This window comes from Mannheimia haemolytica (genome assembly GCA_900638155.1).
Taxonomy (GTDB): Bacteria; Pseudomonadota; Gammaproteobacteria; order Enterobacterales; family Pasteurellaceae; genus Mannheimia; species Mannheimia glucosida.
In genome coordinates this window covers 831,520-858,259 of record LR134495.1, presented here as the reverse complement: position 1 = coordinate 858,259, position 26,740 = coordinate 831,520, and the positions used below count along the sequence as shown (strand labels likewise).

At 41.6% G+C, this 26,740-nt stretch carries 21 protein-coding genes; 7 read left to right on the top strand and 14 right to left on the bottom strand.

Going from position 1 to position 26,740, the window contains the following annotated elements; translation table 11 throughout:
• Positions 1 to 151: 151 nt before the first annotated feature.
• Entirely contained in the window at positions 152 to 1,114 is a 963-nt protein-coding gene (hemH, locus tag EL242_RS04440; RefSeq protein ID WP_126301653.1) for a ferrochelatase, read from the top strand.
• Between the two features lie 69 nt (positions 1,115 to 1,183).
• Here hemH and spoT read toward each other — a convergent pair whose 3' ends face one another.
• From spoT to ptsH, 10 genes are all read right to left on the bottom strand, one after another.
• Entirely contained in the window at positions 1,184 to 3,298 is a 2,115-nt protein-coding gene (gene spoT / locus EL242_RS04435) for a bifunctional GTP diphosphokinase/guanosine-3',5'-bis pyrophosphate 3'-pyrophosphohydrolase (protein ID WP_126301652.1), read from the bottom strand.
• Between the two features lie 121 nt (positions 3,299 to 3,419).
• Positions 3,420 to 3,701 (bottom strand): DNA-directed RNA polymerase subunit omega, encoded by a 282-nt coding sequence (gene rpoZ / locus EL242_RS04430; protein WP_006249531.1) that lies wholly within the window; start codon positions 3,699 to 3,701, stop codon positions 3,420 to 3,422.
• Between the two features lie 102 nt (positions 3,702 to 3,803).
• Positions 3,804 to 4,301, bottom strand: a complete 498-nt coding sequence (locus tag EL242_RS04425; RefSeq protein ID WP_126301651.1) for a thioredoxin family protein — start codon at positions 4,299 to 4,301, stop codon at positions 3,804 to 3,806.
• A gap of 12 nt (positions 4,302 to 4,313) precedes the next feature.
• A complete protein-coding gene (locus tag EL242_RS04420; RefSeq protein ID WP_126301650.1) occupies positions 4,314 to 5,372 on the bottom strand; it encodes a LacI family DNA-binding transcriptional regulator in 1,059 nt (352 codons plus the stop codon).
• 7 nt (positions 5,373 to 5,379) lie between these two features.
• Positions 5,380 to 6,810 carry a glycoside hydrolase family 32 protein gene (locus EL242_RS04415; protein WP_126301649.1) on the bottom strand — a complete coding sequence of 477 codons (1,431 nt, stop codon included), beginning with the start codon at positions 6,808 to 6,810 and terminating at the stop codon, positions 5,380 to 5,382.
• Positions 6,811 to 6,914: 104 nt separating this feature from the next.
• Entirely contained in the window at positions 6,915 to 7,838 is a 924-nt protein-coding gene (locus tag EL242_RS04410; RefSeq protein WP_126301648.1) for an aminoimidazole riboside kinase, read from the bottom strand.
• Between the two features lie 116 nt (positions 7,839 to 7,954).
• Complete coding sequence (miaB, locus tag EL242_RS04405) at positions 7,955 to 9,382, bottom strand: tRNA (N6-isopentenyl adenosine(37)-C2)-methylthiotransferase MiaB (RefSeq protein WP_126301647.1); 1,428 nt, start codon at positions 9,380 to 9,382, stop codon at positions 7,955 to 7,957.
• Between the two features lie 216 nt (positions 9,383 to 9,598).
• The gene (gene crr / locus EL242_RS04400; RefSeq protein WP_006249537.1) at positions 9,599 to 10,099 is read right to left on the bottom strand and encodes a PTS glucose transporter subunit IIA; all 501 of its coding nucleotides are present in this window, start codon (positions 10,097 to 10,099) and stop codon (positions 9,599 to 9,601) included.
• A gap of 84 nt (positions 10,100 to 10,183) precedes the next feature.
• Entirely contained in the window at positions 10,184 to 11,905 is a 1,722-nt protein-coding gene (ptsI, locus tag EL242_RS04395; protein ID WP_006252269.1) for a phosphoenolpyruvate-protein phosphotransferase PtsI, read from the bottom strand.
• Between the two features lie 121 nt (positions 11,906 to 12,026).
• On the bottom strand, positions 12,027 to 12,284 hold the full coding sequence (gene ptsH, locus EL242_RS04390) for a phosphocarrier protein Hpr (protein WP_126301646.1): 258 nt from the start codon (positions 12,282 to 12,284) through the stop codon (positions 12,027 to 12,029).
• Positions 12,285 to 12,544: 260 nt separating this feature from the next.
• Between ptsH and thiP the strand changes: the two genes are divergently transcribed.
• The 3 genes from thiP to EL242_RS04375 all read left to right on the top strand — a co-directional run bounded on the left by thiP (position 12,545) and on the right by EL242_RS04375 (position 16,299).
• Positions 12,545 to 14,119, top strand: a complete 1,575-nt coding sequence (thiP, locus tag EL242_RS04385) for a thiamine/thiamine pyrophosphate ABC transporter permease ThiP (RefSeq protein WP_126301645.1) — start codon at positions 12,545 to 12,547, stop codon at positions 14,117 to 14,119.
• Complete coding sequence (thiQ, locus tag EL242_RS04380) at positions 14,116 to 14,763, top strand: thiamine ABC transporter ATP-binding protein (RefSeq protein ID WP_126301644.1); 648 nt, start codon at positions 14,116 to 14,118, stop codon at positions 14,761 to 14,763. The genes thiP and thiQ overlap by 4 nt, the downstream gene beginning before the upstream one ends.
• 117 nt (positions 14,764 to 14,880) lie before the next feature.
• Positions 14,881 to 16,299 (top strand): sucrose-specific PTS transporter subunit IIBC, encoded by a 1,419-nt coding sequence (locus tag EL242_RS04375; protein ID WP_126301643.1) that lies wholly within the window; start codon positions 14,881 to 14,883, stop codon positions 16,297 to 16,299.
• Positions 16,300 to 16,415: 116 nt separating this feature from the next.
• Here EL242_RS04375 and map read toward each other — a convergent pair whose 3' ends face one another.
• Both map and EL242_RS04365 read right to left on the bottom strand, forming a co-directional pair.
• A complete protein-coding gene (gene map / locus EL242_RS04370; protein ID WP_006250417.1) occupies positions 16,416 to 17,219 on the bottom strand; it encodes a type I methionyl aminopeptidase in 804 nt (267 codons plus the stop codon).
• Positions 17,220 to 17,304: 85 nt separating this feature from the next.
• Positions 17,305 to 17,970 carry a 7-cyano-7-deazaguanine/7-aminomethyl-7-deazaguanine transporter gene (locus EL242_RS04365; RefSeq protein ID WP_006252265.1) on the bottom strand — a complete coding sequence of 222 codons (666 nt, stop codon included), beginning with the start codon at positions 17,968 to 17,970 and terminating at the stop codon, positions 17,305 to 17,307.
• Between the two features lie 192 nt (positions 17,971 to 18,162).
• Between EL242_RS04365 and EL242_RS04360 the strand changes: the two genes are divergently transcribed.
• Complete coding sequence (locus EL242_RS04360) at positions 18,163 to 18,852, top strand: pirin family protein (protein ID WP_126301642.1); 690 nt, start codon at positions 18,163 to 18,165, stop codon at positions 18,850 to 18,852.
• A 68-nt stretch (positions 18,853 to 18,920) separates the two neighbouring features.
• Here EL242_RS04360 and EL242_RS04355 read toward each other — a convergent pair whose 3' ends face one another.
• Entirely contained in the window at positions 18,921 to 19,712 is a 792-nt protein-coding gene (locus EL242_RS04355) for a D-hexose-6-phosphate mutarotase (protein WP_126301641.1), read from the bottom strand.
• 123 nt (positions 19,713 to 19,835) lie between these two features.
• On the opposite strand from EL242_RS04355, the gene fbp reads away from it, so the two are divergent.
• Positions 19,836 to 20,840, top strand: a complete 1,005-nt coding sequence (fbp, locus tag EL242_RS04350) for a class 1 fructose-bisphosphatase (RefSeq protein WP_126301640.1) — start codon at positions 19,836 to 19,838, stop codon at positions 20,838 to 20,840.
• A gap of 183 nt (positions 20,841 to 21,023) precedes the next feature.
• Complete coding sequence (locus tag EL242_RS04345) at positions 21,024 to 25,535, top strand: S6 family peptidase (RefSeq protein ID WP_126301639.1); 4,512 nt, start codon at positions 21,024 to 21,026, stop codon at positions 25,533 to 25,535.
• Between the two features lie 54 nt (positions 25,536 to 25,589).
• Here EL242_RS04345 and mobA read toward each other — a convergent pair whose 3' ends face one another.
• Complete coding sequence (mobA, locus tag EL242_RS04340) at positions 25,590 to 26,699, bottom strand: molybdenum cofactor guanylyltransferase MobA (protein ID WP_126301638.1); 1,110 nt, start codon at positions 26,697 to 26,699, stop codon at positions 25,590 to 25,592.
• Positions 26,700 to 26,740 lie beyond the last annotated feature (41 nt).

The window sequence follows — 26,740 nt, the reverse complement described above, 5'->3', positions numbered from 1 at the left end:
AATTAAAATAAAAAGCAAGAAACAATCCAAACACAACTCGGGTTGTTTGTAAAATTTTTGAAAAATACGACCGCTTGTAATAATCGCAGAAATTTATATTGGTTTGTGGCATAATCGAAAAAATAATTAAATTTTGATGAGAAATAGAGCAATGAATCAACCTCAAAAAATAGGTATTTTGCTGGCTAATTTAGGTACGCCAGATGAACCTACCTCAAGTGCGGTAAAGCGTTATTTAAAGCAATTTTTAAGCGATCCCCGTGTTATCGATTTACCCAAAGTAAAATGGCAGACAATCCTCAACTTTATCGTGCTACCAAGACGCTCGCCGAAAGTAGCTAAATTATACCAATCAGTCTGGACAGAAGAAGGCTCACCGTTATTAGCAATTTCTCGCCAGCAGCAGCGCGCGGTACAGCGTTATTTCGATGTAAAAGGCCCAAATGTAGTGGTGGAATTGGGAATGTCTTACGGCAACCCAAGTATTGAAAGTGCGACCGATAGCCTCATCAAGCAGGGGGTTGAGCGGATTATTGTGCTACCGCTTTATCCGCAATACAGCAGCACGACCACCGCTTCGGTGTTTGACGCGTTCGCCAACGGCTTAAAAGCACAACGTAAAATTGTGCCGTTTGATTTTATTCACAGTTATCACAACGATCCGCTTTATATTCAGGCATTAGCGAACTCTATTGATGTTAAACCTGACGAGTTATTACTGTTTTCCTTTCACGGTATTCCTAAACGTTATGAAACGGAAGGTGATTTTTACGCCAAGCATTGCCAAGAAACGGCAGAATTAGTGGCTGAAAAGCTAGGTCTGCCAAGAGAAAAATGGTATTTATCTTTCCAATCACGTTTTGGCAATGAAGAGTGGCTACAGCCTTATACCGATGAAACATTGGAAAGTTTTCCAAAACGTGGGGTGAAAAAAGTAGCTGTTGTTTGCCCGGGCTTCTCTGCCGATTGTTTGGAAACCTTAGAAGAAATTGCGGAAGAAAACCGTGAAAACTTTGAACACGCCGGCGGAGAATCTTATCGCTACATTCCAGCGTTGAATGCGAGTGGCGATCATATCAAAGCGTTAGTCAAATTGCTGGAAGCGAAAATGTAAGTTAAACACAAGCGGTTGAAATTGGTAAATTTTTTACAAAATCCAACCGCTTGTTGCTTAGCTTGTTACCTATTTACGAGCGACTTTTACCACTCCATTAATGCCGGATAACTTGCGTAAGATTGCCTCGAAGTGAGCTTTATCGATAACCGAAATTTGGAAGATGACTTGGTAAACATTCCCCTCTCTCGCCTCACTATGAATGCTGCCGATGTTGCTGTCCATTTTCGCAAAGGTTGAAGTTATGGCAGCAAGCACGCCCGGTTCATTCATAATATCCAGCACGATTTCCGTGTCAAACTTAATAGCTTTTTCTTTCGCCACTTCCCACATTACCGGCAGATAATGGCTTTGGTCGATAGCGTAATCTTTCACATTTGCACAACAAGTATTGTGAATCACCAAGCCTTTACCCGAGCTGACATAAGCAACAATGTCATCGCCCGGTATCGGTAAACAGCACTTCGCAAAACTAATCAGATGATTTTCCACCCCTTCGATTTTGATTGGTTGGTTATTTTCCGGGTTGCCGTCAGTATCAATTTGTAGTGTCTCGCCCGATAAGCGTTGAGCAACCACACTACTCATCTGATTACCAAGCCCGATTTCCGAAAGTAAATCCTCAAAGGTAGCTAAATGTAGCTCGTCTAATACAGGTTGAATCACGTCCGGTTTGAGTTCATCAATAGAATTCAAATTCATCACACGAATTAATTGGCGTTTACCTAATTCAATGGCTTCATCGTGTTCTTGATTTTTAAGGAATTGGCGAATTTTGGCACGGGCTTTTCCTGTGACGACAAAATTCAGCCAAGAGGCTTTCGGACGTTTACCTTGCTCGGTAATAATTTCCACCGTCTGTCCTGTTCGTAGCGGTTCTGAAAGTGGATACGGATTGCGATCAACCATCGCACCTACACAACGATCACCAATGCCTGAATGCACCGCATAGGCAAAGTCAATGGCGGTTGCATTCGCCGGCAATTCAACAATACGCCCTTTCGGGGTAAAGACGAAAATATCGTCAGAGAACAGATCCGATTTAACGCTGTCAATAAATTCTGCCGTGTTACCGGCACTGTTTTGCAATTCAACAATGCTTTGCAGCCATTGCTGGGCCTTGAGTTGAACCGTGGTGTTATGGTTCGACTCGCCCTCTTTGTAACGCCAGTGAGCCGTTACTCCCATATCCGCCATTTTATCCATATCTTCGGTGCGAATCTGTACCTCCACCGGTACACCGTGCGGGCCAATCATCGAAGTGTGCAAAGATTGATAGCCGTTCGGTTTCGGTACGGCAATATAATCTTTCACCCGTTTCGGGCGAGGCTTATACAAGGCGTGCATTTGCCCTAATACGCGGTAGCAATTATCCACATTCGCCACCACCACACGGAACGCATAAATATCTAAAATCGAGTGAAAATGCTGATCTTTTTGCCGCATTTTTTGATAAATAGAATAGAGATGTTTCTCTCGCCCATACACTCGAGCTTCAATTTTTACCTCTTCTAACCGCCCACGAATATCGTCGGCAATGCGTTGAATCAGCTCTTTACGATGCCCTCTGGCACTGGCAATCGCCATTTTCAGCACCCGATAACGCTGTGGGTGCATTGCCTCAAAGCCTAAATCTTCCAACTCGTTTTTAATATGCTCAATACCCAAACGATGTGCCAACGGGCTATAAATCTCTAAGGTTTCTTTGGCTATACGGCGACGTTTATCCGGACGAAGCGCTCCAAGCGTTCGCATATTATGGGTTCGGTCGGCAAGTTTAATCAACACAACCCGAATGTCTTTGGTCATTGCCAAAATCATTTTACGGAAGTTTGCAACCTCTGCTTCTTGGCGGGTGCGGAATTTTAATTTGTCCAGCTTAGAAACGCCTTGCACAATATCCGCCACGCTCTGCCCGAATTCCGCCGCCAGTTCTTCTTCGGTATAAGGTGTATCTTCAATCACATCGTGCAACAAAGCCGCAATCACCGCTTCGTGATCGAGCTTCATTTCCGCAATAATCGACGCCACTGCCACTGGGTGAGTAATATAAGGCTCACCGCTGGAGCGTGTTTGCCCCTCGTGGGCATCACGGGCGATCACATAGGCACGTTTTACACGCTCAATCTGCTCGGGGGGCAAATAGCCTTGAATAATTCGATCTAAAGGTTCAAAAAGATACACGTTATACCTCAACTACAGAAATAACAACAGAAATAAAAATGGACAACGAATTTGCAAATTTTGAGGAAAATCCTACCGCTTGCAGACTCAATTGTCCATTCTCTATTTACGAAAAATAAAATTACGCTTCGTTGCTCATTTCAGTTAAAAATGAAATCGCTTCCTGCTCCGCCGCTTCTTGCTTAATAGAGTCGTGATTTTCCAGCTGATCCATAATGTCGGTTGTAATTAAACCTTCTTCAATTTCACGCAATGCAATCACGGTCGGCTTATCGTTTTCTTCAGGCACAAGTGGCTCACGGGTGTGAAGTTGTAATTGTCTTGCACGACGTGCAGCAATTAAGATTAAATCAAAACGGTTGCCAATTTTCTCCGCTGCTTCTTGTACGGTTACACGAGCCATAAATTTACTCCAAAGATATATTCGGTTTTATTCATAAAAAGATTGCGAATTATACAGAAATTCCGCTAATTCCGCAATGAACGCCGGTTAAATTCACAAAATTTATTTGGTATTCAGTAAAATCGCCAATAATTCAGCTTCAACCTCTTTGCCGAATTTTCCCATTCTAAAATCGGCTTTTAATTGATCGAATTGCTCGGGGTTCGCTGCCATTTTATCTTTTAAAAATTGCGGAAATTCAGATAAAACCAATTCTGTTTTGCCGTTACCAATATCAAAAATAGTTGGAATTTTTTGGGCAGAAATGACCGCTTGTTGCTGTTCATCGCTGTCAAAATGTTTGCGTTCCTGATTATCTTTGCGAGCTACATATTTGACCTTGATGTTAGGATTGAGCTTCGCCATTCGCTGGAAATAAGCCACAATTTCCACACAATCGGGGCAATATGGCTCTGCCATTACCAGCCAGTCCCCTTGCACGCCAATGGCTTTCAGTTTTTCTTCCGTCTCTGTGGCGAGTTTGACGTCCACATACACTTCTAATTGATTTTCACGATCTTCATCGCTGTTAAATTCTAAATATTCGTAAAAATGTGCCATAACATCTCTTCTTTAATTTGATTTTCGCCATAAAATTTCGCAATCCACTTTCACATTTTCCACCTTTTGTTGTGCCAAACGTTGCTGAATCAATGCAAAAGTTTGCTCGGCAATCTGTTGGTGGTCTTGCTTAATGGAATGGATATGAAAAGGTAACGCATTCAGTAAATGATGATCGTCAAAGGTGGCTAAATGCAGTTCTTGATTCATTAATTTATCCATTTGTTGATGTTCTGTTAAATACCGCATCACCCCTTCTAGTAGCGTAAATGAAGCAGTAAAAACCGCTTGTGGCAAACGCCCTAATCGTTCCACGATTTCAGAGAACATCTGATAGCCCGACTCCGGCTGATAATCTTGATGTAACACCCAACTTTCATCAAGTGCTAAATGTGACTGCTCCAAACCTTCACGAAAGCCTTTTAAGCGGTTTTGGCTTGGAGAAAGCGACAGCTGTCCGCCCAAATAAAAAAACTCGTTGAGCCGATATGCTCTGACGATATTTTCCACCAATACACTAATGCTTTGGGTGTCGTTGCTGGTAATAGAGGGAATATCCAGCCCCGAAATGTAGCGGTCTAATTGTAGCATTGGCGTATATTGTGCCACGTTGCGGTAGTAGCCGGATTCGTGCTGGGTTGGGGCAGTAATCAGCAGATCGACTTGCCTGTCTAATAACCGTTCTATCGCCTTTTTTTCGCCCTCTGCGGTATCATCAGAACAGGCGATAACCAGCTGCAAGCCGTTTTCACGACACAGTTTTTCTAGCGTTTTGGAAGTCAAAGCAAAACCGTAGTTGGTTAAATCGGGAATCACCAAGCCAATCACATTGGTACGCTGTGCTTGTAAAGATTTGGCATACACATTGGCTCGGTAACCATATTTTTTTGCAATCGCTTTGACTTTTTCGCAGGTTTCGGTCTTAATTCTGAAATCGTTGCCTCGCCCGTTTAAAATCATACTGGCGGTCGTTTTCGAGACTCCGCTTAGCTCAGCAATGTCACTTAGCGTTAAGCGTTTTTTAGTCACACTTATCTCCTTTTTATCATTTAATAGGCATTTCCAGCCCATTTGTGTTTTATTTTACGCTAATTGGTAACACTTTTGCTACTTTCGCTTGAAGCAGGCGAGAGCTTTTTACGACATTTTCACGCTTGGTGATAAAAAAGCGTGAAGTCAGCACTTTTTCCCCGCCGTTTACGAAAATTTCCACCACCGAGCGGTCAAAGAAAATCTCGATTGTCTCTAATTGTTCAATTTTGCAATGACGAACCGAGCCAAATTTTTCCATCAATTCTGTTTGTTCGGTTTGGCTACGATCTAAGCTCAACACCCCATTTTCAAAACGTAAGCTGAGCTTTTGCCCCTGTTCATTGCTGAAAAAATCCAACACAAGCGGTTGCTTTTCCACAGAAATTTGTAAATACGTTGTATCTAAATTCTCGATTGCAAAATTTTCTGACATTTCGACCGCTTGTAATTCGCCTACATTCACGATTGGGTTTTGTACCACTTTGCCGTTTTGCAGGGAAAGTTTACGAGGCAATGTCAGCATTGAATGCCACTGATACTTATCAGTTGGGTAAGTGAGATCAGGCAAGCCGACCCAGCCAAACAAAATGCGATCGGAATTTTCCACCGTTTGCGGTGCGTAAAAGTCAAAGCCGTAGTCCAGCTCTTCAATATGCTCTGCCCGTAATCTGTTGCCGTTTAGCTCGCCAAGTGCGTAAGTGGCATGGTAGTTATTTTGGAATTGGTAACTTTCACGCAGTTTGCCTTGTGGCGACCACACAAACAGATATTTACCGCCAAGCGAGAACAGATCCGGACACTCCCACATAAACACATTGCTATTATCAAAATCGTGAACGTCCAGTTCTGCGATTAAACGGGGCGTGGCATTTAAATCGTCCATTTCATAAATTACCGCCGTGCCGGTCAGGTTTTCACGTTGAGCCCCCAATACAAAACGAATTTTGCCCTCTGCGGTAAGATAAGGTTTCGGATCACGCACGTGTTCGGTGTAGCCTGCCGGTGCTTGGTCGATAATGCAACGCTTTTCCAATAACTTACCCGATTTATCAAAAATTGCGATATTTTGATGAGGAATCCGGGCGTTATCTGACGGGCGACGTGTATTGCCGGTGTAAAACGCCACAATCTTATCTTGCCACAAAATCGCCCCGCCTGAATAACAGCCGTGGGATTCAAACAGCTCATCGGGAATCAGTAAATCTCCTTTGCTGAATGTTTGAAAATCGGTAGTGATGAAATGCTGCCAATGCTTCATTCCGTGCAATGCCCCATAAGGGAACCATTGAGCAAAAATGTGGTATTTCTCTCCATCAAAAATCAAGCCGTTTGGGTCATTAAATAAGCCTGTTTCGGGAGCAAGATGGTAAGTTGGGTAAAAATCGGGATCAGATAAAACGGTTTGGCAAAGTGCATTTAATTCGCCCTCGCTTTGTGCGTGCAGGCTTTTATATTTGCCGTTATTGAAAATGTGCATAGGGTGTTCCTGTCATTTCAGAAATTACGATGGTGCAAGCGTCCACGCTTGTACCCTTTTGTAAAAAATGAGGCACAAGCGTGGACGCTTGCGCCATCATTACATTATTCCGCTAAAAATGCGTCCAACTCCGCTTTATTCGGCAGTGCAGACATCGCCCCTTTTGCAGTAGTGGCTAAAGCACCAGAGGCATTCGCTTTGCGGATAACTTCCACTAAAGCGGCTTCATCGTGCCAATTCGGCGTTTGGGCAAGACCGGCTAATAATCCGCTGACAAAAGCATCACCGGCACCGGTGGTATCCACTGGTTTCAAGACTTTGCCGGCAACGATTTGGCTTTTTCCGTTGAAATGGTAGATTGCACCATCTTTTCCAAGGGTGATAATAATCAATTTCTCCGGATACTGAGCAGTAATGGCTTTTGTGGCTTGCTCAAGACTTTCTGTTTCAGTTAATAAGATAAGCTCTTCTTCTGAGAATTTGAGAATATCCACCATCGCCACCACGGAATTTACCACTGTTTTCATTTCATCAAGGCTACTCCAGAGCGATTCTCGCAGGTTTGGATCGAACGAAACATAGCCACCCGCCTTTTTCACTCGCTGAATCGCTTCAATAGTAGTAGAACGTGACGGGTTGTTAATCAAGGCAATAGAACAGCAGTGTAAGAAATCACCTTGGTTAAATTCAGGTAAGTCACCGATTTCTAAAAATTGGTCGGCACTTGGATTTACCATAAAAGTAAAGCTACGTTCACCGTTATCTAAGCCAACAATCACGGTAGAAGTACGGTGCTGATCATCTAAAATCATCTGTTTGGTGCAAACATTTTCTGCCTGTAACACTTCTCGCATAAATTTACCCAGAGGGTCGTTACCCACACGCCCGATAAATCCTGCCTCAACCCCTAAACGAGAAACGCCTACTGCGACATTCGCCGGAGCACCACCGGCACATTTTAAATAGTGATGTTCGCCGTCGGGAATTAAATCCACCACCGCATCGCCTGTTACCCAAATCTTACTCATCTCATACACCTTTAATTAGTCACAAAACACCAAGCTAAAACGATTTAGCATTTATTCGATTATATACTAAAAGACCGCTTGTACATACCTACAAGCGGTCATTTTTTCTTTAATTTTTACAGATTAACCACGTATTTGCCTACGCCTAAATCATCTTCTTTTCGGGTACGGGCAATTACGCTTTCTGCCGATTCCACCACACGTAATCCCATTTGGTCTTCGGTACGAATCACTTCGCCACGGAGTGAGTTGGTATAAACATCGGTGATTTTCACATCGACAAATTTGCCAATCATATCCGGTGTGCCAACAAAGTTTACTACACGGTTAGTTTCGGTTCTGCCGGTTAATTCCATCAAGTCTTTCTTAGACGGGCCTTCAACCAAAATGCGTTGTTCTGTACCGAGCATTGCACGGCTAAATTGCATTGCTTGGTGGTTGATGCGTTGTTGTAAACGGGATAATCGCTCTTTTTTCTCATCATCGGAGACATTATCAGGCAGATCTGCCGCTGGTGTACCCGGTCGAGCCGAGTAGATAAAGCTAAAGCTCATATCAAAGTTCACTTGCTCAATCACTTTCATTGTTTGCTCGAAATCCTCTGCGGTTTCGCCCGGGAAGCCTACAATAAAGTCCGAACTAATTTGAATCTCAGGACGAACTTCACGCAATTTACGGATAATCGCTTTGTATTCCAATGCCGTGTGGTTACGCTTCATCATTGTTAATACACGATCTGAGCCACTTTGAATCGGTAAATGTAAGAAACTCACTAATTCCGGCGTATCACGATAAACTTCGATAATATCATCGGTAAATTCAATCGGGTGGCTAGTGGTATAACGTAGGCGGTCAATGCCGTCAATCGCTGCCACTAAACGTAACAATTCAGCAAAAGTACAAATACCACCGTCAAAAGTTTCACCACGGTAAGCGTTTACGTTTTGACCGAGTAAATTCACTTCACGCACGCCTTGTGCCGCAAGTTGGGCAATTTCAAATAATACGTCATCAACCGGGCGGGAAACCTCCTCACCACGGGTGTAAGGCACAACGCAGAACGAGCAATATTTGTTACAGCCTTCCATAATCGAAACGAATGCCGTCGGGCCTTCGGCTTTTGGCTCCGGCAAGCGGTCAAATTTTTCAATTTCCGGGAAAGAAATATCGACAATCGAGCTTTTACCGCCACGGATTTGGTTGATCATTTCAGGCAAACGGTGCAAAGTTTGCGGCCCGAAAACAATATCTACATAAGGGGCACGATCACGGATATGCTCCCCTTCTTGTGAAGCCACACAACCGCCAACACCGATAATCAGGTTCGGTTTATCTTTTTTCCAGTTTTTCCAACGCCCGAGTTGCGAGAATACTTTTTCTTGTGCTTTTTCACGGATAGAACAAGTGTTTAGCAGCAACACGTCTGCATCTTCAGGGTTTTCAGTCAGTTCAAAACCGTGAGTAGAGTTTAGGAGATCCGCCATTTTTGATGAGTCGTACTCATTCATTTGGCAGCCCCAAGTGGTAATATGTAATTTAGCCATAACGTTTAAAATTAATAAATAATTCAATAACTTAGAAAAGAAAAGCGTAAAGCAATTTATTATTTTTGACTTAAAATAAACCCTTTACGCAAAATTTGTGGCGTTATTTTACCTTGTTGCCTATTTTTTATCTATAAATAATCGCCATTTATCCGATTTTACCTAAAACAAAAAAGCCACGATCTTCCATCGTGGCTTCCAGCTAAGTAGGAGGTATTATTTGGTTAAGGTTAAAACCACGCTTTCACCGGCAACAACTTGGCCATTTAATTTAGATAAGTTGCTGATTTCATCCATATTTGAAATCACGATTGGTGTTAATACTGATTTGGCTTTGCCTTCAAGTAGAGCTAAATCAAATTTAATGATCGGCTCGCCCACTTTTACGGTTTGACCTTCCTGTGCAAGGCGAGTAAAGCCTTCGCCTTTTAATTCAACAGTATCAATACCGAAGTGAACAAATAATTCCACGCCTTCTTCAGATTCAATCGAAAAAGCGTGGTTGGTTTCAAAAATTTTGCCGATAGTCCCATTTACTGGAGCAACGATAGTGTCTCCACTCGGGCGAATTGCCACACCGTCACCTACAATTTTTTCAGAGAAAACAACATCAGGCACATCTTCAATATTTACGATTTCACCTGTTAATGGCGCATAGATTTTGATTTCTTGACTCTCTTTTTGTTTTGAGCCGAATAATTTATCAAATAAACCCATCTTAAAATCTCCCTTAGATATTAGATACAAAATTCTCGTACATTTTATACGAGAATTTTGTATTTGTATGCTAAATAATTAAAATTAGTTTAATTTCTGATAAAACTCATCCACTAAGCGTTCAATATCTGCAGCAGTTGGTTGAGCAAGTGCCTCATCAGCTAATGCTTTGGCATCGGCAAAATTAATTGAGCGAATGAGTTTTTTAACGTGTGGCACAGAGATACCACTCATACTAAATTCATCTAATCCCATACCGAGCAACAACGCAGTTGCACGCACGTCACCGGCTAATTCACCACACATACCTGTCCATTTGCCTTCAGCGTGTGAAGCATCAATAACTTGCTTAATTAAGTTTAAGACTGATGGGCTTAATGGGTTATATAAATGAGCAATAATTTCATTACCACGATCTACCGCAAGTGTATATTGGGTTAAGTCATTAGTACCAATACTAAAGAAGTCGGCTTCTTTTGCAAGATGACGTGCATTTACCGCTGCTGATGGGGTTTCCACCATAATACCTAGTTTTAAGTTCTCATCAAAAGCGTGACCTTCTGCACGTAATTGATCTTTCAATTCCGCAACGATGGATTTTAATAAACGGATTTCTTCCACCGAAATAATCATCGGGAACATTACCGCTAAATTACCGAACGCAGAAGCACGTAATACCGCACGTAATTGAGTATCTAAAATTTCACGGCGAGTAAAACCGATACGCACCGCGCGCCAACCTAAGAATGGGTTCATTTCTTTCGGTAAATCAAGGTATGGTAACTCTTTATCACCTCCGATATCCATCGTACGCAGAATGACCATTTGACCATTCATTGCTTCAACAATCTCTTTGTAGGCTTGGAATTGCTCTTCTTCTCCCGGTAATTGAGTACGATCCATAAACAAAAACTCAGTACGGTATAAACCAACCGCTTCACCACCGTTGCGTAATACACCTTCCACATCACGGATAGTACCGATATTCCCTGCCACATCGACTTTATGGCCATCTAATGTTTGAGCAGGCAGCTCTTTTAATTTGGCTAATTCTTCTTTTTCCGCATTTAATTTCTCTTGTAATGCTTTGAAATTAGCGATTTTTTCTTCCGATGGATTTAAATGTACTTCATTGTTCACTGCATCTAAAATCAGAAAATCACCAGTTTTAACTAGGGAAGTAACATTGTTAGTACCAACAATGGCAGGAAGCTCTAGGGAACGAGCCATAATAGAAGTGTGAGAAGTACGACCACCGATATCGGTGATAAAGCCTAATACTTTATCTAAATTTAATTGAGCTGTTTCGGAAGGGGTTAAGTCATAAGCGACTAGAATAACTTCATCTTGAATATCACCAAGATCTACGATATTCATATTTAAAATATTGCGTACCAAGCGATTACCAATATCACGAATATCACCTGCACGTTCTTTTAAATATTCATCGTCAATTTCCGCAAGCATTGAAGCCTGCATCTCAATCACTTTACTTGCTGCAACATCCGCAGTCACAAGATTATCAGTAAGGTAACTCAAAATTTCTTCTTCAAGCTCTTCATCTTCTAAGATCATCAAGTGGCCTTCGAAAATCGCCTCTTTTTCCTCACCTAATGTACGGCGAGCTTTTTCTTTAATCGCGGTTAATTGAGCAGCTGCTTTTTCGCGGCCTGTAAAGAATTTTGCTTTTTCAGCCTCAACTTCGCTTTCAGTAATTTTGCGAGTATTTAGTACAATCGGCTCTTCTTTTAAAACCAATGCTTTTCCAAATACTGCACCAGGGGAAGCTGCGATACCTGTAATCATAATTGTGTCCTTAATTTAAGATGATGTAAAAATCATCTGGATGTTACATAGCAAAACACTTTATTGTAGCTTATTAAGCTACAATAAAGTGACATAAATCTTAAATCCGAGAATAGAAAAATTATTCTAAAGTAGGAATCAAATCAACTAAGAAATCAACTGCTTTTTGCTCATCTTCGCCTTCCGCAGAAATTGTAATTGTTGTGCCTTGAGTCAAACCTAATGTTTGTAATTTGAATAAGCTTTTTGCACTTGCACTTTTACCACCTGAAGTCACAGTGATATCAGAAGCAAAACCTTTAGCTGCTTTTACAAACTCAGCCGCTGGGCGAGTGTGTAAACCATTTGGAGCAGTAATAACAACATCTTTTGAGTACATAAAATCTTCCTCTTAAATTTGAAAGTTAAAAAAATTTGTTTTAATCCATTTATTTTGCGCACGCAACTTTACTACAAATTCAAATTAAAAACACGCTAAAAAGCGCAAAAACTCGTCGTATCACCCTGCTAAATAGGGTGTTTTTTAATCTAACTTAAAAATCATTTGTCGAATATCAAGATTCTAGCACACACTTAAGCGGAAATGTTACAATAATTTCGCTACCACTTCTTTCACTTATATTCTAAATTTGGAGCAATATGCTTAGCACATTAACCAAAACAACCGCATGGTTTATCTACTTTAGTATTATTGCCCTCTATGCTTTTAGTCTATGGGCGTTAATGGGCTATCACCAAAATGACACCTTATTTGTTTTTTCCGATATAACGTCCACGGTCGCTTATAGCCTACTTCAAGCCAGCCTCTCTGCGGTAATTTCACTCTTTTTAGGCAGCCTACTGGCAAGATCTTTCTTTTATTTGGACTTTAAAGGAAAAAATTTACTCTACAAAACCATTTCGTTTATCTGGGCATTGCCCTCACTGGTAATTATTTTTGCGGTAATTGGCGTATTTGGTAACTCAGGCTGGCTGGCCAAACTTTTCCAACAACTCGGTTTTAATTGGCAATTCAATTTATACGGCTTGCACGGCATCATTTTGGCTCACTGTCTGTTTAACATTCCTTTTGTAATGAAATATTACATAAGCGGACTAAACTTAATTCCAAGTAGCCGCTTTCAGCTTGCGGCTCAATTAAACCTAAAAGGTTGGAACTATCTCCAAATTGTAGAACTGCCGGTTATCAAAACTTTGCTGCCTTATATTTTTATGACCGTTTTTCTGGTCTGCTTTACCAGCTTTCCTATCGTATTAATGTTAGGTGGTAGCCCAAAATACAGCACTCTCGAAGTAGCGATTTATCAAGCGGTCACTTTTGAATTTGATTTTGCAAAAGCGGTTATCTTGATTGCGGTGCAATTTGTGGTGGGTATTGGCTTACAATTTGTGATGAACCGCATCTCAACCTCCGCCCTCAAACAGCTAAAACAGCAACCCAACCGTGTTGAAATTTGGAAACCCAAGCCAAGCGGTTTGGCTAAACTCGGGTTACAAGCGGTTATATTTTTGCAAAGTTTTGCAATAATCCTACCGCTTGTCAGCGTCATTTGGGCAGGAGTGAGCGTGTCAAAACTTAGTGAGCGTTTGCTTAACCCTGCTTTATGGCAAGCCGCGCAATTTTCTTTATACTTAAGCCTCATAGCTACCCTATTTGTAATTGCAATCAGCTATTTGATTGCACTTGAGGCACGCCAATTACTCTATAAAAAAGCCAAACTCGGATACAGCGTCCTCACCGCAATTACCCTCTTTCCGTTACTTCTACCAATCTTTCTACTATCGGTTGGTTTGTTTATTTTATTAATGAATAGCGAACTCTCAACTGAGGTGTTACTGTTACTGGTCGGCTTATGCAACGGCTTAACATTACTGCCTTTTATTTACCCGATGCTTTTTTCTGCCATGTGGAATAGCCTGACCTCACACGATAAACTAGCCCAAGAACTTGGGCTGAGGGGAATGAGGCGTTGGTGGATTGTGGAAAAAAATCAGCTAATTCGACCGCTTGTCACCACCTTTGCATTAGCAATGTCATCAAGTTTAGGGAGTTTCACCGTCATTGCATTTTTCGGCAGTGCAGATTTCAGCTCACTCCCTTATTTACTCTACCAACAGCTTGGTAGCTATAGAACCGAAGATGCTGCCGTTACCGCACTGATTCTGATGTTATTTGCGTTACTACCATTCTTATTCACTAAGGATAAACTATGATCGAACTGGATCTCCACTTCACTTACGAGCAAATGAATATGCACTTTCAGCTTTCTGTTAAATCGGGAGAACGCATTGCGGTGATTGGTGAAAGCGGAGCAGGCAAAAGCACATTGCTTAATCTAATTGCCGGTTTTGAAAAGCCCGAAAGTCAGCAAAGCCTGCTGTGGTTAAATCAGGAAAATCATCTTGATACCGAAGTTGCACAACGCCCTGTTTCAATGCTATTCCAAGATAACAATATTTTCCCGCACTTAACGGTAGAACAAAACATCGGCTTAGCTCTAGTACCGAGTTTGTCGCTCAATCCGAAACAAAAAGCACAGGTTAAACAAATTGCTGCGCAAATGGGGCTAGAAACCTTCCTTCAGCGTCAAGCCGATCAGCTATCGGGCGGACAAAAACAGCGAGTGGCATTAGCTCGTACTTTGTTGCGGGATAAGCCGATTTTATTATTGGACGAACCCTTCTCCGCCCTCGACCCGCAACGCCGAGCCGAATTACAGCAAATCGTGTTTGAAATTTGCCAAAGCCGAAATTTAACTCTGTTAATGGTCACTCACCAACTTGAAGAGAGCCTATTTTTGTTTAACCGGGTGCTTACTGTTTCCAATGGCAACATTATTTCCGATCAAAAAATCTAGAAAATCTCAAAATGTGATCTACCTCACAAATTTGGAAATATTTTAAATCTTCTCTTTTTTAGCTAAACCGTTTTAGTTAAAATGCAAGCCATTATTTTCTATGAAAGGTAAATTCAAATGAACTATCCAAAAATTGCAGAACAAACGATTGCGAAATTAGGTGGTAAAGAAAACATTACCACTCTTGCTCACTGCGCTACCCGTTTACGTTTAACTATTGCTGATGAATCTAAAATTGATAAAGAGGCAATTGAAAATATTGAAGGCGTGAAAGGTCAATTCTCTACTTCCGGTCAGTACCAAATTATTTTTGGTTCAGGCACAGTAAATGAAGTGTATGCCCAAATGCAAAAACAAATGGGTATGGCAGATATGTCCACCTCTGAAGTAGCCGCAGCAGGTGCAGCAAATCAGCCATTACTACAACGTTTGGTAAAAGGCTTAGCCGATATTTTCGTGCCGATCATTCCGGCTATCGTAGCAGGCGGTTTGCTAATGGGTATTCACTCAATGCTGACAGCAGTCGGTTTCTTCTGGGAAGGCGAATCAGTTGTTAGCCGTTACCCGAATATTTCAGATTTAGTTGATTTCATCAATACTATTGCCAACGCACCATTTGTATTCTTACCGGTATTACTTGGTTTCTCTGCCACCCGCAAATTTGGCGGTAACCCATTCCTAGGGGCAGCATTAGGTATGTTGTTAGTTCACCCGGCACTTGCAGACGGCTGGAACTATGCCAAAACCTTAATGGAAGGTAACATCAAATATTGGAATGTTTTCGGCTTAGAAATTGAAAAAGTCGGCTACCAAGGTACGGTTATTCCAACGATCGTTTCTGCTTGGGTATTAGCAACTCTGGAAAAAACGTTCCGTAAATTTGTACCGAGCTACTTAGATAACTTAGTGACCCCAATGATGTCATTATTTATCGCCGGTATCTTAGCTTTCACCGTAATCGGGCCATTAGGTCGTGAGGCAGGTTCAGCGATTTCAGCAGGCTTAACTTGGTTATATGACAGCTTAGGCTTTATCGGTGGAGCAATTTTCGGTACATTCTACGCTCCAATCGTGATTACCGGTATGCACCAAACCTTTATTGCGGTTGAAACCCAATTATTGGCTGAAGTAGCACAAACTGGCGGTACGTTTATCTTCCCAATCGCTGCAATGTCTAACATTGCACAAGGTGCGGCTTGTTTAGGTGTAGCGTTTGCAATGAAAGATGCCAAAGTACGTGGTTTAGCCGTGCCGTCAGGTATTTCAGCCCTGTTAGGTATTACAGAACCGGCAATGTTCGGGGTAAACTTACGCTACCGCCAAGCCTTTATTGCGGCGATGATCGGCTCAGGTTTATCCAGTGCATTTATTGCTTTCTTTAATGTAAAGGCAATCGCTTTAGGTGCTGCCGGTTTCTTAGGTATTCCGTCAATTAAACCTGACAGCCTTGCAATGTATTCTGTCGGTATGGTGATTTCATTCGTAGTTGCCTTTACCATTTCAGCCATTTGGGTGAAAAAAGCACAAGCGAAATAATCAAAAATAGATCACAAAAAAAGGGATTAAGTATTAGCTTAATCCCTTTTGTTTTTAAACGCCTTAGCTTAACAATGAGTTTCGCAAGCGGTCATTGTTCGCTAAAAATTTGCAAATTAGCTGTTGTGCATAATTCGAGAAATACGCCCTTCGGCAATCTCTTCATCCCGAATTGTTAGCACTTCACAACCGTCTTTAGTCACTACAATTTGATGCTCATATTGTGCGGAGTGGCTACGGTCTTTGGTTTTCACCGTCCAACCGTCACCCATCAAGCGGACTTCTTTTTTGCCGGCATTCACCATTGGCTCAATCGTAAACACCATACCTTCTTTTAACACTACACCACCATCATCGGTAGCATAATGCACCACTTGCGGATCGCAATGGAATTCGGTACCAATGCCGTGTCCACAATATTCACGCACCACCGAAAAGCCTTCTTTTTCCACATATTTTTGAATCGCTGTACCAATTTCTTTTAAACGCACACCCGCTTTCACGGTGCGAATCCCGACATAAAGGGACTCTAGCGTAACCGCCATTAAGCGTTTATCACGCACACTTGGCTCACCAACCACATACATCATCGAGTTATCGCCATAGTAGCCGTCTTTGATGACAGTTACATCAATGTTTAAAATATCGCCTTTTTTCAGCTTCTTGTCATCACTTGGAATACCGTGACAAACGACCTCATTTAACGAAATGCACACCGATTTTGGGAAGCCGTGATAGCCCAAACTGGCTGAAGTTGCGCCATTTGCCAAAATGTATTCGTGACAAATTTTATCTAATTCACCAGTTGTTACGCCCTCTTTCACATAAGGGGCGATCATTACTAAAACATCTGAAGCCAGTTTACAGGCTACTCGTAGTTTTTGAATTTCTTCTTCGTTTCTTAATGGAATATTATTCATTACATTGCTCTCTGCTATATCTGCCATAAAAAGTAAGGGGATTATACCTTTTTTCAGCACAATCCCCAAACCTCAGTTTAGATTTCTACTTTAAATCAAGTTTCTTCATAATGAAATTTAATATCACACCATAAAGCGGTAGAAATAGCAGTAGGCTCACAAAGAGTTTAAACGCATAATCGACCGAACCAATAGTAAACCAATGCTCTGCCATATATTCATCGCTACTTTTATAAAAGGCAACCGCAAAGAACACAAAAGTATCAATTAAAGTACCAAAAATGGTTGAACAGGTTGGAGCAAGCCACCAACGCTTACCTTGTCTTAAACTATTAAATACTAGAACGTCTAATAATTGCCCAACTAAATAAGCTGCAAAGCTAGCCAGTGCAATACGGAAAACAAAAAAATTGAACTCAGTTAATGCACTAAAGCCTTGAAATTGGGTTTCAAAGAATAAAACGGAAATCACATAGCTTATGACAAGTGCCGGAAACATCACAACAAAAATAATTTTTCTAGCAAGATCTGCACCAAATACACGCACGGTTAAATCGGTCGCTAAGAAAATAAATGGGAATGTTAACGTTCCCCAAGTTGTCGGAAAGCTAAATTCTGTTAGTGGTACTTGAACTTCAAAGCTAATTTGCACTAAATAGTTGCTAATTGCGATGATAAAAATATGGAAAAGTGAAAGTAAAATTAGAGAACGACGTTTGTTCTCATCCGAAAAATAAGTAGTAAAGTTCATATTGTATCCTTTTTCGTTAAATGAAAACTTGAGGTAAGGGAACTCAAGGGGGCATTATTCTATACACTTTCCCATAAAAATCAAGCTCATATTATTTCAAAAAATGAAACAATTAATCTATTAAATTAGGGTTTATCTATTTTTGACATAAAGTAAAATGGCACAACTTAACACTTACATAAGGAATAAATAATGTTACAACTGAGAAAAGCCAATGAACGAGGCGATGGTTCTTTTAGCTGGCTTAAAAGCTACCACACTTTTTCCTTTGCCAATTATTACGACCCAAAACATATCCATTTTTCACATTTACGGGTAATTAACGAAGATTTCATTGCACCTAATCACGGTTTTGGCAAGCACCCGCACGATAATATGGAAATTTTAACTTATGTGTTAAAAGGACGTGTGGCTCACGAAGACAGTATGGGTAATAAAACCGAAGTAAAAGCTGGCGAATTTCAAATTATGTCTGCCGGAACCGGGGTTTTCCATTCAGAAATTAATCCAGATCCGAATGAAAGCTTACACCTTTACCAGATTTGGATTATCCCAAACCAAAAAGATGTGACCCCACGCTACAGCCAAGACAAATTTACCCCGAAAGAGGGAGCCTCCTTGATTCTTTCGCCAAACGCAGAAGAAGGTTCATTTAAAATTTACCAAGATATGAAGCTGTGGCGTTATCAATACCCGAGTGCAAAATCGGATAGCATTGCCTTAAACTCGAACCGCAATTATTGGTTACAAGTAGTGAAAGGAAATTTAAGCGTGAACGGCGTTGAGCTTTCTACCAGCGATGCTTTAGGCATTCGCCAAGAAGCGCTGCTTGAAATCAACGTTCAAGATAACGTGGAATTTTTACTGTTTGATCTAGTGTAAATACAAAAAAACAAGCAGTTAAATTTGTAAACAATATTACTAATTCAGCTGCTTGCTCTCATTAAACATTATCGCACCAAAATTCTCACTCCTAGCGTTTCATTTTGTTGAAGTAAGGTATTTATCCGTGCTGTTTCCACACATACCATATTTTGATACGCCGTTTCTGTCATCGCACTAATAGTATTATGCCAAGGATTCCAAAGTACGGTTTCGGTCGCATTAATATGCTCCACTTTAATGGTGCGCTGATTTGCAAAATCTTGAATAAAATTCACCGCTTGTGCCGGATAAATACAATCCACATTTTCACTTATCTTGCGAGGCGATGGCACTTCAACTTCTTGATTCGTCAATTTATCAAAACATTGTGTTGCCAAGCCTTGTACTTCCATTTTCGTAATATCACCGACCTGAAAATAAGTATGCAATGCAGCCTGTGCCGGTTCCAGAGCTAAGTGAGTAAAATACAACTCGCAGACTTCGCCTAGTATCATCTCGAGTTTTGCCTGATTTTCTAACCCCAAAACAACACGAATCCCATCTGCTGATGAAGTATGTTCCAGCAAATTCCACGCTTGAATACGGGCTGTGCCGTGAGCAGGCTTTTTGTCTGTGCCAAACCAAGGGTGGCAAATCGGTATGCCGCCACGAATCGCCACACCTGTTTGGAAAGGTTCAATTTCACTTAACCATAATGCATCTTGCTGAGTATTTTTAGGTTGCCAACTCAGTAACTGCGCACCTTGCAATGCAATTTTAGCCTTCACTTTGGAGTGATTAATCTCTAAAACATCCAATTCATTATATTTTGCTAATGCTATTTCAGGGCTGATCATTTTGATTCGTAGATTATTCATCGTATTGCTCCTCATCTTGAAAGATAAAATGTGAAGTGGATCACAGAATTAAAGCTTAAACCGCTACCTCTTTAAAGGTAATCGTTATAATAAGGGCATTCTAACATAGCGAAGGAGAAAAAAATGAAAACACTCGGCGAATTTATTATTGAAAAACAAGCAGAATACCCAGGGGCAAAAGGGGAATTAAGTGGGATTTTATCTTCTATTCGTTTAGCAGCTAAAATTATTCATCGTGAAATCAATCGTGCCGGTTTAAGTCAAGATATTTTAGGTACGGCAGGCTCTGAAAATGTACAGGGCGAAGCCCAAATGAAGCTCGATGTATTCGCCAACGAAACGATGAAAAAAGCGTTACTTGCGCGTGAAGATGTTGCTGGCTTTGCATCGGAAGAAGATGATAATTTTGTTGCCTTTGATAATGAGCGTGGGAGAAATGCAAAATATATTTTAATGACCGATCCGCTTGATGGTTCCTCCAATATTGAAGTGAATGTTTCTGTGGGAACAATCTTCTCTATTTACCGCCGTGTTTCCCCTATCGGCACACCGGTAACACAAGAAGATTTCTTGCAGGAGGGACGTAAACAAGTCGCTGCTGGCTACGTTACTTATGGTTCTTCAACAATGCTGGTTTACACCACAGGCAATGGCGTGAACGGTTTTACCTATGATCCGTCATTAGGCTTATTTATTCTTTCACACCCTGATCTAAAAACCCCTACCGAAGGAAAATATTACTCCATCAATGAAGGGCAGTATGTTACTTTCCCACAAGGGGTGAAACGCTTTATTAAGTATTGCCAAGAAACCGATGAAGCTAGCAAACGTCCGTATTCTTCACGCTATATCGGCTCGCTGGTGTCCGATTTTCACCGCAATTTATTAAAAGGCGGTATTTATATTTACCCAACCTCCACCGTATATCCAAAAGGGAAATTGCGTTTACTCTATGAATGCAACCCGATTGCGTTTCTTGCCGAACAAGCCGGAGGAATGGCGACAGATGGTATTAATCCGATTTTAGATATTAAGCCAACAGAGCTACACCAGCGTGTACCGTTCTTTGTCGGTTCAACCTCAATGGTCAAACAAGCGGGCGAATTTATGCAAGAATTTGCAAAATAATGCTCCTGTTTATCACTCAATAAGACTTTCAACAAAGCAGCTGCGTATACCGTAGCTGCTTTTGCCTATCTTAAGATTGTAAATTTGTATAAAAAACAGGTAAGACCTCTTGCCAAATACATAATTATCTATAGAATACCCCACCTTTTTACTCCATTAATATTAGCAATTTATTAACATTTTATGATAAATAAAAACTTTCCACTTTCTTACCTTGCCAGCTTTGTGGCATTTGCTGTTAGTTTACCATCGACAGCCTCTGTATTTCGTGATGATATCAATATTCAGTACTACCGTGATTTTGCTGAAAATAAAGGCAAATTTACTGTCGGTGCAAGTAATATTGAAATTAAAGATACAAATGGTAATTCACTAGGCACGCTGTTCCCAAATGTACCGATGCCAGATTTTAGTGCTGCAAACCGTAACTTGGGGATTGCGACTTTGGTTGCCCCACAATATTTAGTCAGCGTAGCTCATAATACCCATTACAATACGGTAGAATTTGGTGCACCTGGAGTAAATGCTGATGCACACCACTACACTTACAAAGTCGTTGATCGTAACGACTATGAAAAAGTTGATGGGGATCGCCATCACGACTACCAAGTGCCTCGTTTAAATAAGTTAGTGACCGAAGTTGTGCCAACAACGGTCACTGATTTAGGGAACAATGCAGCTATCTATCAAGACAGCAGCCGTTTTAGCCATTTCGCTCGTTTAGGCTCTGGTCGTCAAATAGTCAAAAATACCGAGCATAAAGACAACCAAATTTCAACATCTTACCAATATTTAACCGGGGGAGTTCATTTACCAATCGCGGTACATAATTCCGATTACTGGCTAGATTTTAGAGGAGATGCATTAAACAATAGCCCATATGGAGCATTAACTGCATTTGGTACTCGTGGTGATAGTGGTTCAGGTGTGTATGGTTACGATCAGAAAACGAAACGTTGGTTACTACTGGCTACTTACACCTTTGGTACGCCTGCAAACAACTACTATAACCGTGCTGGTATTATCCGTCAGGATTATCACGATAAACAGTTTGCTGAAGATATTGCCGGCACATTAACCAATGCACAACAAAATGCCGTCTTTGAATGGTCTGCACAGGGTAAAGAGAGTAGCATTGGTAATAAAGGACAAAACTTAACGGTTTCGCTTGCCGATCGTTCAATTAAAGACAATAGCGCTTCTCCATTAGGCTATGGTGGTACACCTCAGCTACAACTTCCGCAAGACAACACAGGAAAAACCCTAAACATTGAAGGACAAGATAGCACTATCGTATTGAAAACCGATATTGACCAAGGTGCTGGTGCATTATATTTCAATGCTAATACTACTGTTCGACCTGAAAACGACCAAACTTGGCTTGGTGCCGGGATAGTTGTTGCTAAAGATAAGCAAGTCAACTGGCAAGTCAAAAACCCACAAGGCGACCGTTTATCTAAATTGGGCGAAGGTACGCTACATATTAACGGTAAAGGCGAAAATCTTGGTGACATTAGTGTTGGACAAGGCACTGTCATTTTGAACCAACAAGCGGGTGAAAATGGCAAAAAATCTGCATTTAACCAAGTTGGTATTGTGAGCGGCCGTTCAACCGTTGTATTAAACAGTGCTGATCAAGTCGATCCAAATAAGATTTACTTTGGCTTCCGTGGTGGTCGTTTAGATCTCAACGGCAACGACATTGCGTTTAATCGTATTCAAAACAGTGATGATGGTGCGCGTATTGTTAATAATCATCTACAAAAAGCTGCAACACTCACCATTAATGGTCCGAAAGCTCCTGAAGCAACAGACTTAAAATGGGGAACGTGGAAAGAAAACGGTGCTGATATTTATGAATACATTAATCCACGAGCTAATAACCGTACCGATTACTTTACACTTAAAGGCAATCCAAACCAATATATGCCAACGAATGGCGCAAGTAATGCCCACTGGACCTTCCTCTCTTCTGACAAGGATACAGCAGTAAAACAAGTACTCGCGCAAAAAGGTCTAGAGCATCGCTATAATAGCTTTAACGGTTTTATTGGCGAAACAGATAACGTCCAACATAACGGTCGTTTGAATGTGGTATATAATCCAAAAGCCTCTACACCGCTGGCAACTGCCTCTGAAGTAACTTGGGGTAAGGGGCTAGTAGCTGGTGCAGATATTTATCAGTTCACCAATCCGAAAACTAAAATTCGGGAATACTTTGCATTAAAAGGTGATCCAAAACAACCTGTTCCTCGCGGTGGCTTAAGCAGCGAGCATTGGGAATTTTTAGCTGCAGATCGCAATCAAGCGATCAACAAAGTATTAGCCCGTAAAAACGCACCAATAGAGCAAGAAAAGCTCAATAGTATTTATACCTTCTCTGGTGGTTTGAACTTAAACGGCGATCTGACTGTGAAAGGCGGTAAAGTGCTACTTTCCGGCAGACCGACTCCTCACGCTTATGATGTGATCAATAAGCAAGATGTCGTTTATGCCGATGATTGGCAAAATCGTCAATTTAAGGCGGATAATATTCAGCTAAACCAATACGCTCAACTTTATGTTGGTCGTAATGTCTCAAACCTGCAAGCAAACTTGGCAGCGAATGACCATGCACAGCTACATTTAGGCTTTATCAACGGGCAAACTCCAAGTTGCTACTATTCTGAGTACACCGGTAAAACAAGCTGCGATACACAAGCGGTCGTTTCTGATGAAATTTTTGCAACACTGCCCACAACACAAATTAATGGTGATGTCAGCTTGGCAGCACAGAGCCAATTACACATCGGCAAAGCGAACCTGATTGGCACCATTCAAGCAGCAGCAACAACGAGCATTCGTTTAGCTAACCAAGCAAGCTGGACAAATACTGGGGATAGCCGTACTGGCAATTTAGTGGCAGAAAACGGTTCAACCATCAACCTGAATGAAAAATTTGTAACAGGCGAGATACCGACTCGTTTTAATAAGTTGATTATTGACGGTAATTTCCAAGGTAATGCCAAAATCAACTACTTAACCGATATTGCTGCTGGCAAAGGCGATCACCTACAGGTAAATGGTCTCGCCGAGGGAACTTTCACTCTTGCATTGCGCAACAGTGGCAAAGAAGCTGAAGTTATTAGCCCGTTAAGTTTATTAACTTTAACGCACCACGAGCAAGCCGATAAAGCTAAAGTCTCACTGGAAAATGGTTATGTTGATTTAGGTGCATATCGTTATGTGCTGGCAAATCGAAGCAACGACTATCGCTTATACAATCCGTTAAAAGATGCTAAAGATCGGAATCAGTCGATTGCAACGGCGAAAGCGGAATTAGACCATGCTATTGCAGAAGCGGATAAACAAAAACAGGAAATCAGCCGTTTGAACGCAGAAGCCGAGAAAGAGCGCCAAGCAGAGAAAAATGCTAAACAAGCCGCTGCAAACGCACAATCTCAGCTTAGCCAAGCAAATAGCGAATTAACCCGTTTGCAACAATATGCTGATTACTACCGCCGTTACTATCCAACGTATTACCGCCAAATCCAAGGGCAAATTACGACAGCAAAGCAGAAAGTCACACAAGCGAGTGCTGCACTCACTACAGCAGAAAACAATGCTAAAGCAGCCGCTGCGCAAATTGCTAACGTAGAACAAGCGGTTGAAACTGCACAAAATATTGCAAAACAAGTAGAAGCAAAATTAGCGACCTTACGTATAACTGCTGGAAATAGTGAAGCAATTTTAAACGCTGAGGCACTAAAACTTTGCCAAGAGAATGGTGCAAATTGTGAGCATCTACAAGCACACGCAGACACTGACAGTAGTAATATTCAACAAAGCGACTGGGTAAGCCAATATGCCAATACCGCTCTTTCCGAGCTATCGGCACAGGCAAATTCTGCGTTGCAAATCGGGCAAGGCTTAGATCGCCAACTGTTCGCAAAACACGATAAATTCCACGTTTGGAGCAGTATCGAACATCAAAAAACCGAACACAAATCGGATTTATATCGCCCGTATGAGCAACAAACCAACCTCACTCAGTTAGGCGTAGAATTACCGCTTGCAAACGGTATCAATGCCGGTGTGGTGCTATCCCGCAACCACGCTAATGCGGAATTTGATGAGGGAGTGAACGGCAAGTCCAACTTACTGATGGCAAGCCTATATGGTAAATGGCATTCGGAAAACGGGACTTTCGTCAGCCTAGACGGTAGCTACGGTAAAGCGAAAAACCGTATCAATCTATTCGGGGAAAACCGCTTTAACCGTCATATTATGGCGATTGGGGCAAATCTTGGACATAACTTCGACTTAGCCGGCGTACAAGTTCAGCCTGCTATTGGCGCACGTTACTATCGCTTCAGCGCACAAGATTACAAACTGGGTGAAGTAGAAGTCCGCAGCCCGAAAGCACACTTTATGGCCTACCAAGCAGGTGTGAAAGTCAGCAAGGCCTTTGACCTCTCCGGCTGGAAAGTTGAGCCTAGCCTTGCCGCACATTATGTCGATGCCAGCAGCAAACGCTTGAGTGTGGCAGTCAATGACAATACCTTTAGCCAACGTTTCGGACGTTATCTGAAAACTGAAGTGGGCGTGAGTGTTACAAAAGGTCAATGGCAATTAAGCTCTCACCTTGGTCTATTGAAAGGTAACGAAATCGGCAAACAACATTTTGCCGGCTTCAAACTGGGATATAGCTGGTAATTGCTATTAGCCCCTAAAATAAGCAATCGCTTATTTTAGGGGCTTTTTAGTCAATTAATTAGCCGGCTCTTTGCTTGCCTCCAGCCAATGCCGAATAAAATCAGCGAGCTGTTCAATATCATTAATATCCAACCTATTTTCCCGCTCAAGCGGGTAATCGGTGGCAGTCGCGATTGTCCATTCATCTAAATCCGGCAACGGTTTTTCAATCTCTTTACGGTGTAATTGAATTTTCGGCATTGTTTCGTGCTTAAAGCCTTCTACCAAAACTAAATCTACCGTCTCCGGATCAAATTTTGCAATTAATTGTGAAAATTCGACCGCTTGTTGAGTTTCCGTTTCTTGTTTGGTTTCTGTCATTAGCGCCCAACGCTCATCGCACACGACCATAGTCGGGTTCGCTCCTGCCTCTCGCAAGCGATAGCTGTCTTTGCCTTTTTTATCAATATCAACATTGTGGTGGGAATGCTTAATCAAGCCAACCCGAATACCGCAAGCAGTCAATTTTGGGATCAATTTTTCCAATAAGGTGGTTTTGCCTGTACCGCTATAGCCTGTCATCGCCAGGGTTTTGATGGGATATGGATTGAAAGTCGTTAAATCTTCCAAACAATTAAAATTGCGAAATGCGGCTTTATATGCCGAGAAATCCACCGCCACACTTTTTTGGGTTTGAAAAAACCACAACAATCGGCGTTCTCCGGAGGCTAAATACGCTCTCAATTTTTCCGCCACCGAGCGATGCACCAAGGCAACCGTTGGGTGTGGGCGGTCGCCATCGTGAGCATAGGCAATTTGAGCCTGATTAATGCGTAATGCCGTGTGTAACTTGTGCAATAGTTGGGTTGGAATAAACGGCGTGTCACAAGGCACGAACAGTAAATAGTCACTTTCAATCCGCTCGAACCCAGCAAGCATTCCGCTTAACGGACCTTGAAAATCGGGCAAACTGTCTTGGTAGTAAGGTAATTCAGGGTAAAGTTGTTGATATTGCTCCACTGAACGATTGATATTGAGCCAAATATCCTCGATTTGTGGCGAAAGTCGGGCTAACAGGTGCGAAATCAACGGTTTTTGATTTAACAGTTGCAATCCTTTTTCTACCCCGTTCATTCGCCGAGCCAAACCGCCAGCTAAAATTACCGCTGAAATTTTCTCTTCCATTTCCCTCTCCAAACCTGAATTTTTTTGCCAAATGAAGGGTA

What these genes read in the sequence shown, in the direction of transcription:
- fbp (WP_126301640.1), top strand. Translation starts at nt 19,836, where the DNA reads ATGAAAACACTCGGCGAATTTATTATTGAAAAACAAGCAGAATACCCA.
- ptsH (WP_126301646.1), bottom strand. Translation starts at nt 12,284, where the DNA reads ATGTACTCAAAAGATGTTGTTATTACTGCTCCAAATGGTTTACACACT.
- EL242_RS04410 (WP_126301648.1), bottom strand. Translation starts at nt 7,838, where the DNA reads ATGAGTAAGATTTGGGTAACAGGCGATGCGGTGGTGGATTTAATTCCC.
- EL242_RS04420 (WP_126301650.1), bottom strand. Translation starts at nt 5,372, where the DNA reads ATGGGCTGGAAATGCCTATTAAATGATAAAAAGGAGATAAGTGTGACT.
- miaB (WP_126301647.1), bottom strand. Translation starts at nt 9,382, where the DNA reads ATGGCTAAATTACATATTACCACTTGGGGCTGCCAAATGAATGAGTAC.
- thiP (WP_126301645.1), top strand. Translation starts at nt 12,545, where the DNA reads ATGCTTAGCACATTAACCAAAACAACCGCATGGTTTATCTACTTTAGT.
- EL242_RS04345 (WP_126301639.1), top strand. Translation starts at nt 21,024, where the DNA reads ATGATAAATAAAAACTTTCCACTTTCTTACCTTGCCAGCTTTGTGGCA.
- EL242_RS04360 (WP_126301642.1), top strand. Translation starts at nt 18,163, where the DNA reads ATGTTACAACTGAGAAAAGCCAATGAACGAGGCGATGGTTCTTTTAGC.
- EL242_RS04415 (WP_126301649.1), bottom strand. Translation starts at nt 6,810, where the DNA reads ATGCACATTTTCAATAACGGCAAATATAAAAGCCTGCACGCACAAAGC.
- EL242_RS04375 (WP_126301643.1), top strand. Translation starts at nt 14,881, where the DNA reads ATGAACTATCCAAAAATTGCAGAACAAACGATTGCGAAATTAGGTGGT.
- crr (WP_006249537.1), bottom strand. Translation starts at nt 10,099, where the DNA reads ATGGGTTTATTTGATAAATTATTCGGCTCAAAACAAAAAGAGAGTCAA.
- mobA (WP_126301638.1), bottom strand. Translation starts at nt 26,699, where the DNA reads ATGGAAGAGAAAATTTCAGCGGTAATTTTAGCTGGCGGTTTGGCTCGG.
- EL242_RS04425 (WP_126301651.1), bottom strand. Translation starts at nt 4,301, where the DNA reads ATGGCACATTTTTACGAATATTTAGAATTTAACAGCGATGAAGATCGT.
- ptsI (WP_006252269.1), bottom strand. Translation starts at nt 11,905, where the DNA reads ATGATTACAGGTATCGCAGCTTCCCCTGGTGCAGTATTTGGAAAAGCA.
- hemH (WP_126301653.1), top strand. Translation starts at nt 152, where the DNA reads ATGAATCAACCTCAAAAAATAGGTATTTTGCTGGCTAATTTAGGTACG.
- rpoZ (WP_006249531.1), bottom strand. Translation starts at nt 3,701, where the DNA reads ATGGCTCGTGTAACCGTACAAGAAGCAGCGGAGAAAATTGGCAACCGT.
- map (WP_006250417.1), bottom strand. Translation starts at nt 17,219, where the DNA reads ATGAATAATATTCCATTAAGAAACGAAGAAGAAATTCAAAAACTACGA.
- EL242_RS04365 (WP_006252265.1), bottom strand. Translation starts at nt 17,970, where the DNA reads ATGAACTTTACTACTTATTTTTCGGATGAGAACAAACGTCGTTCTCTA.
- thiQ (WP_126301644.1), top strand. Translation starts at nt 14,116, where the DNA reads ATGATCGAACTGGATCTCCACTTCACTTACGAGCAAATGAATATGCAC.
- EL242_RS04355 (WP_126301641.1), bottom strand. Translation starts at nt 19,712, where the DNA reads ATGAATAATCTACGAATCAAAATGATCAGCCCTGAAATAGCATTAGCA.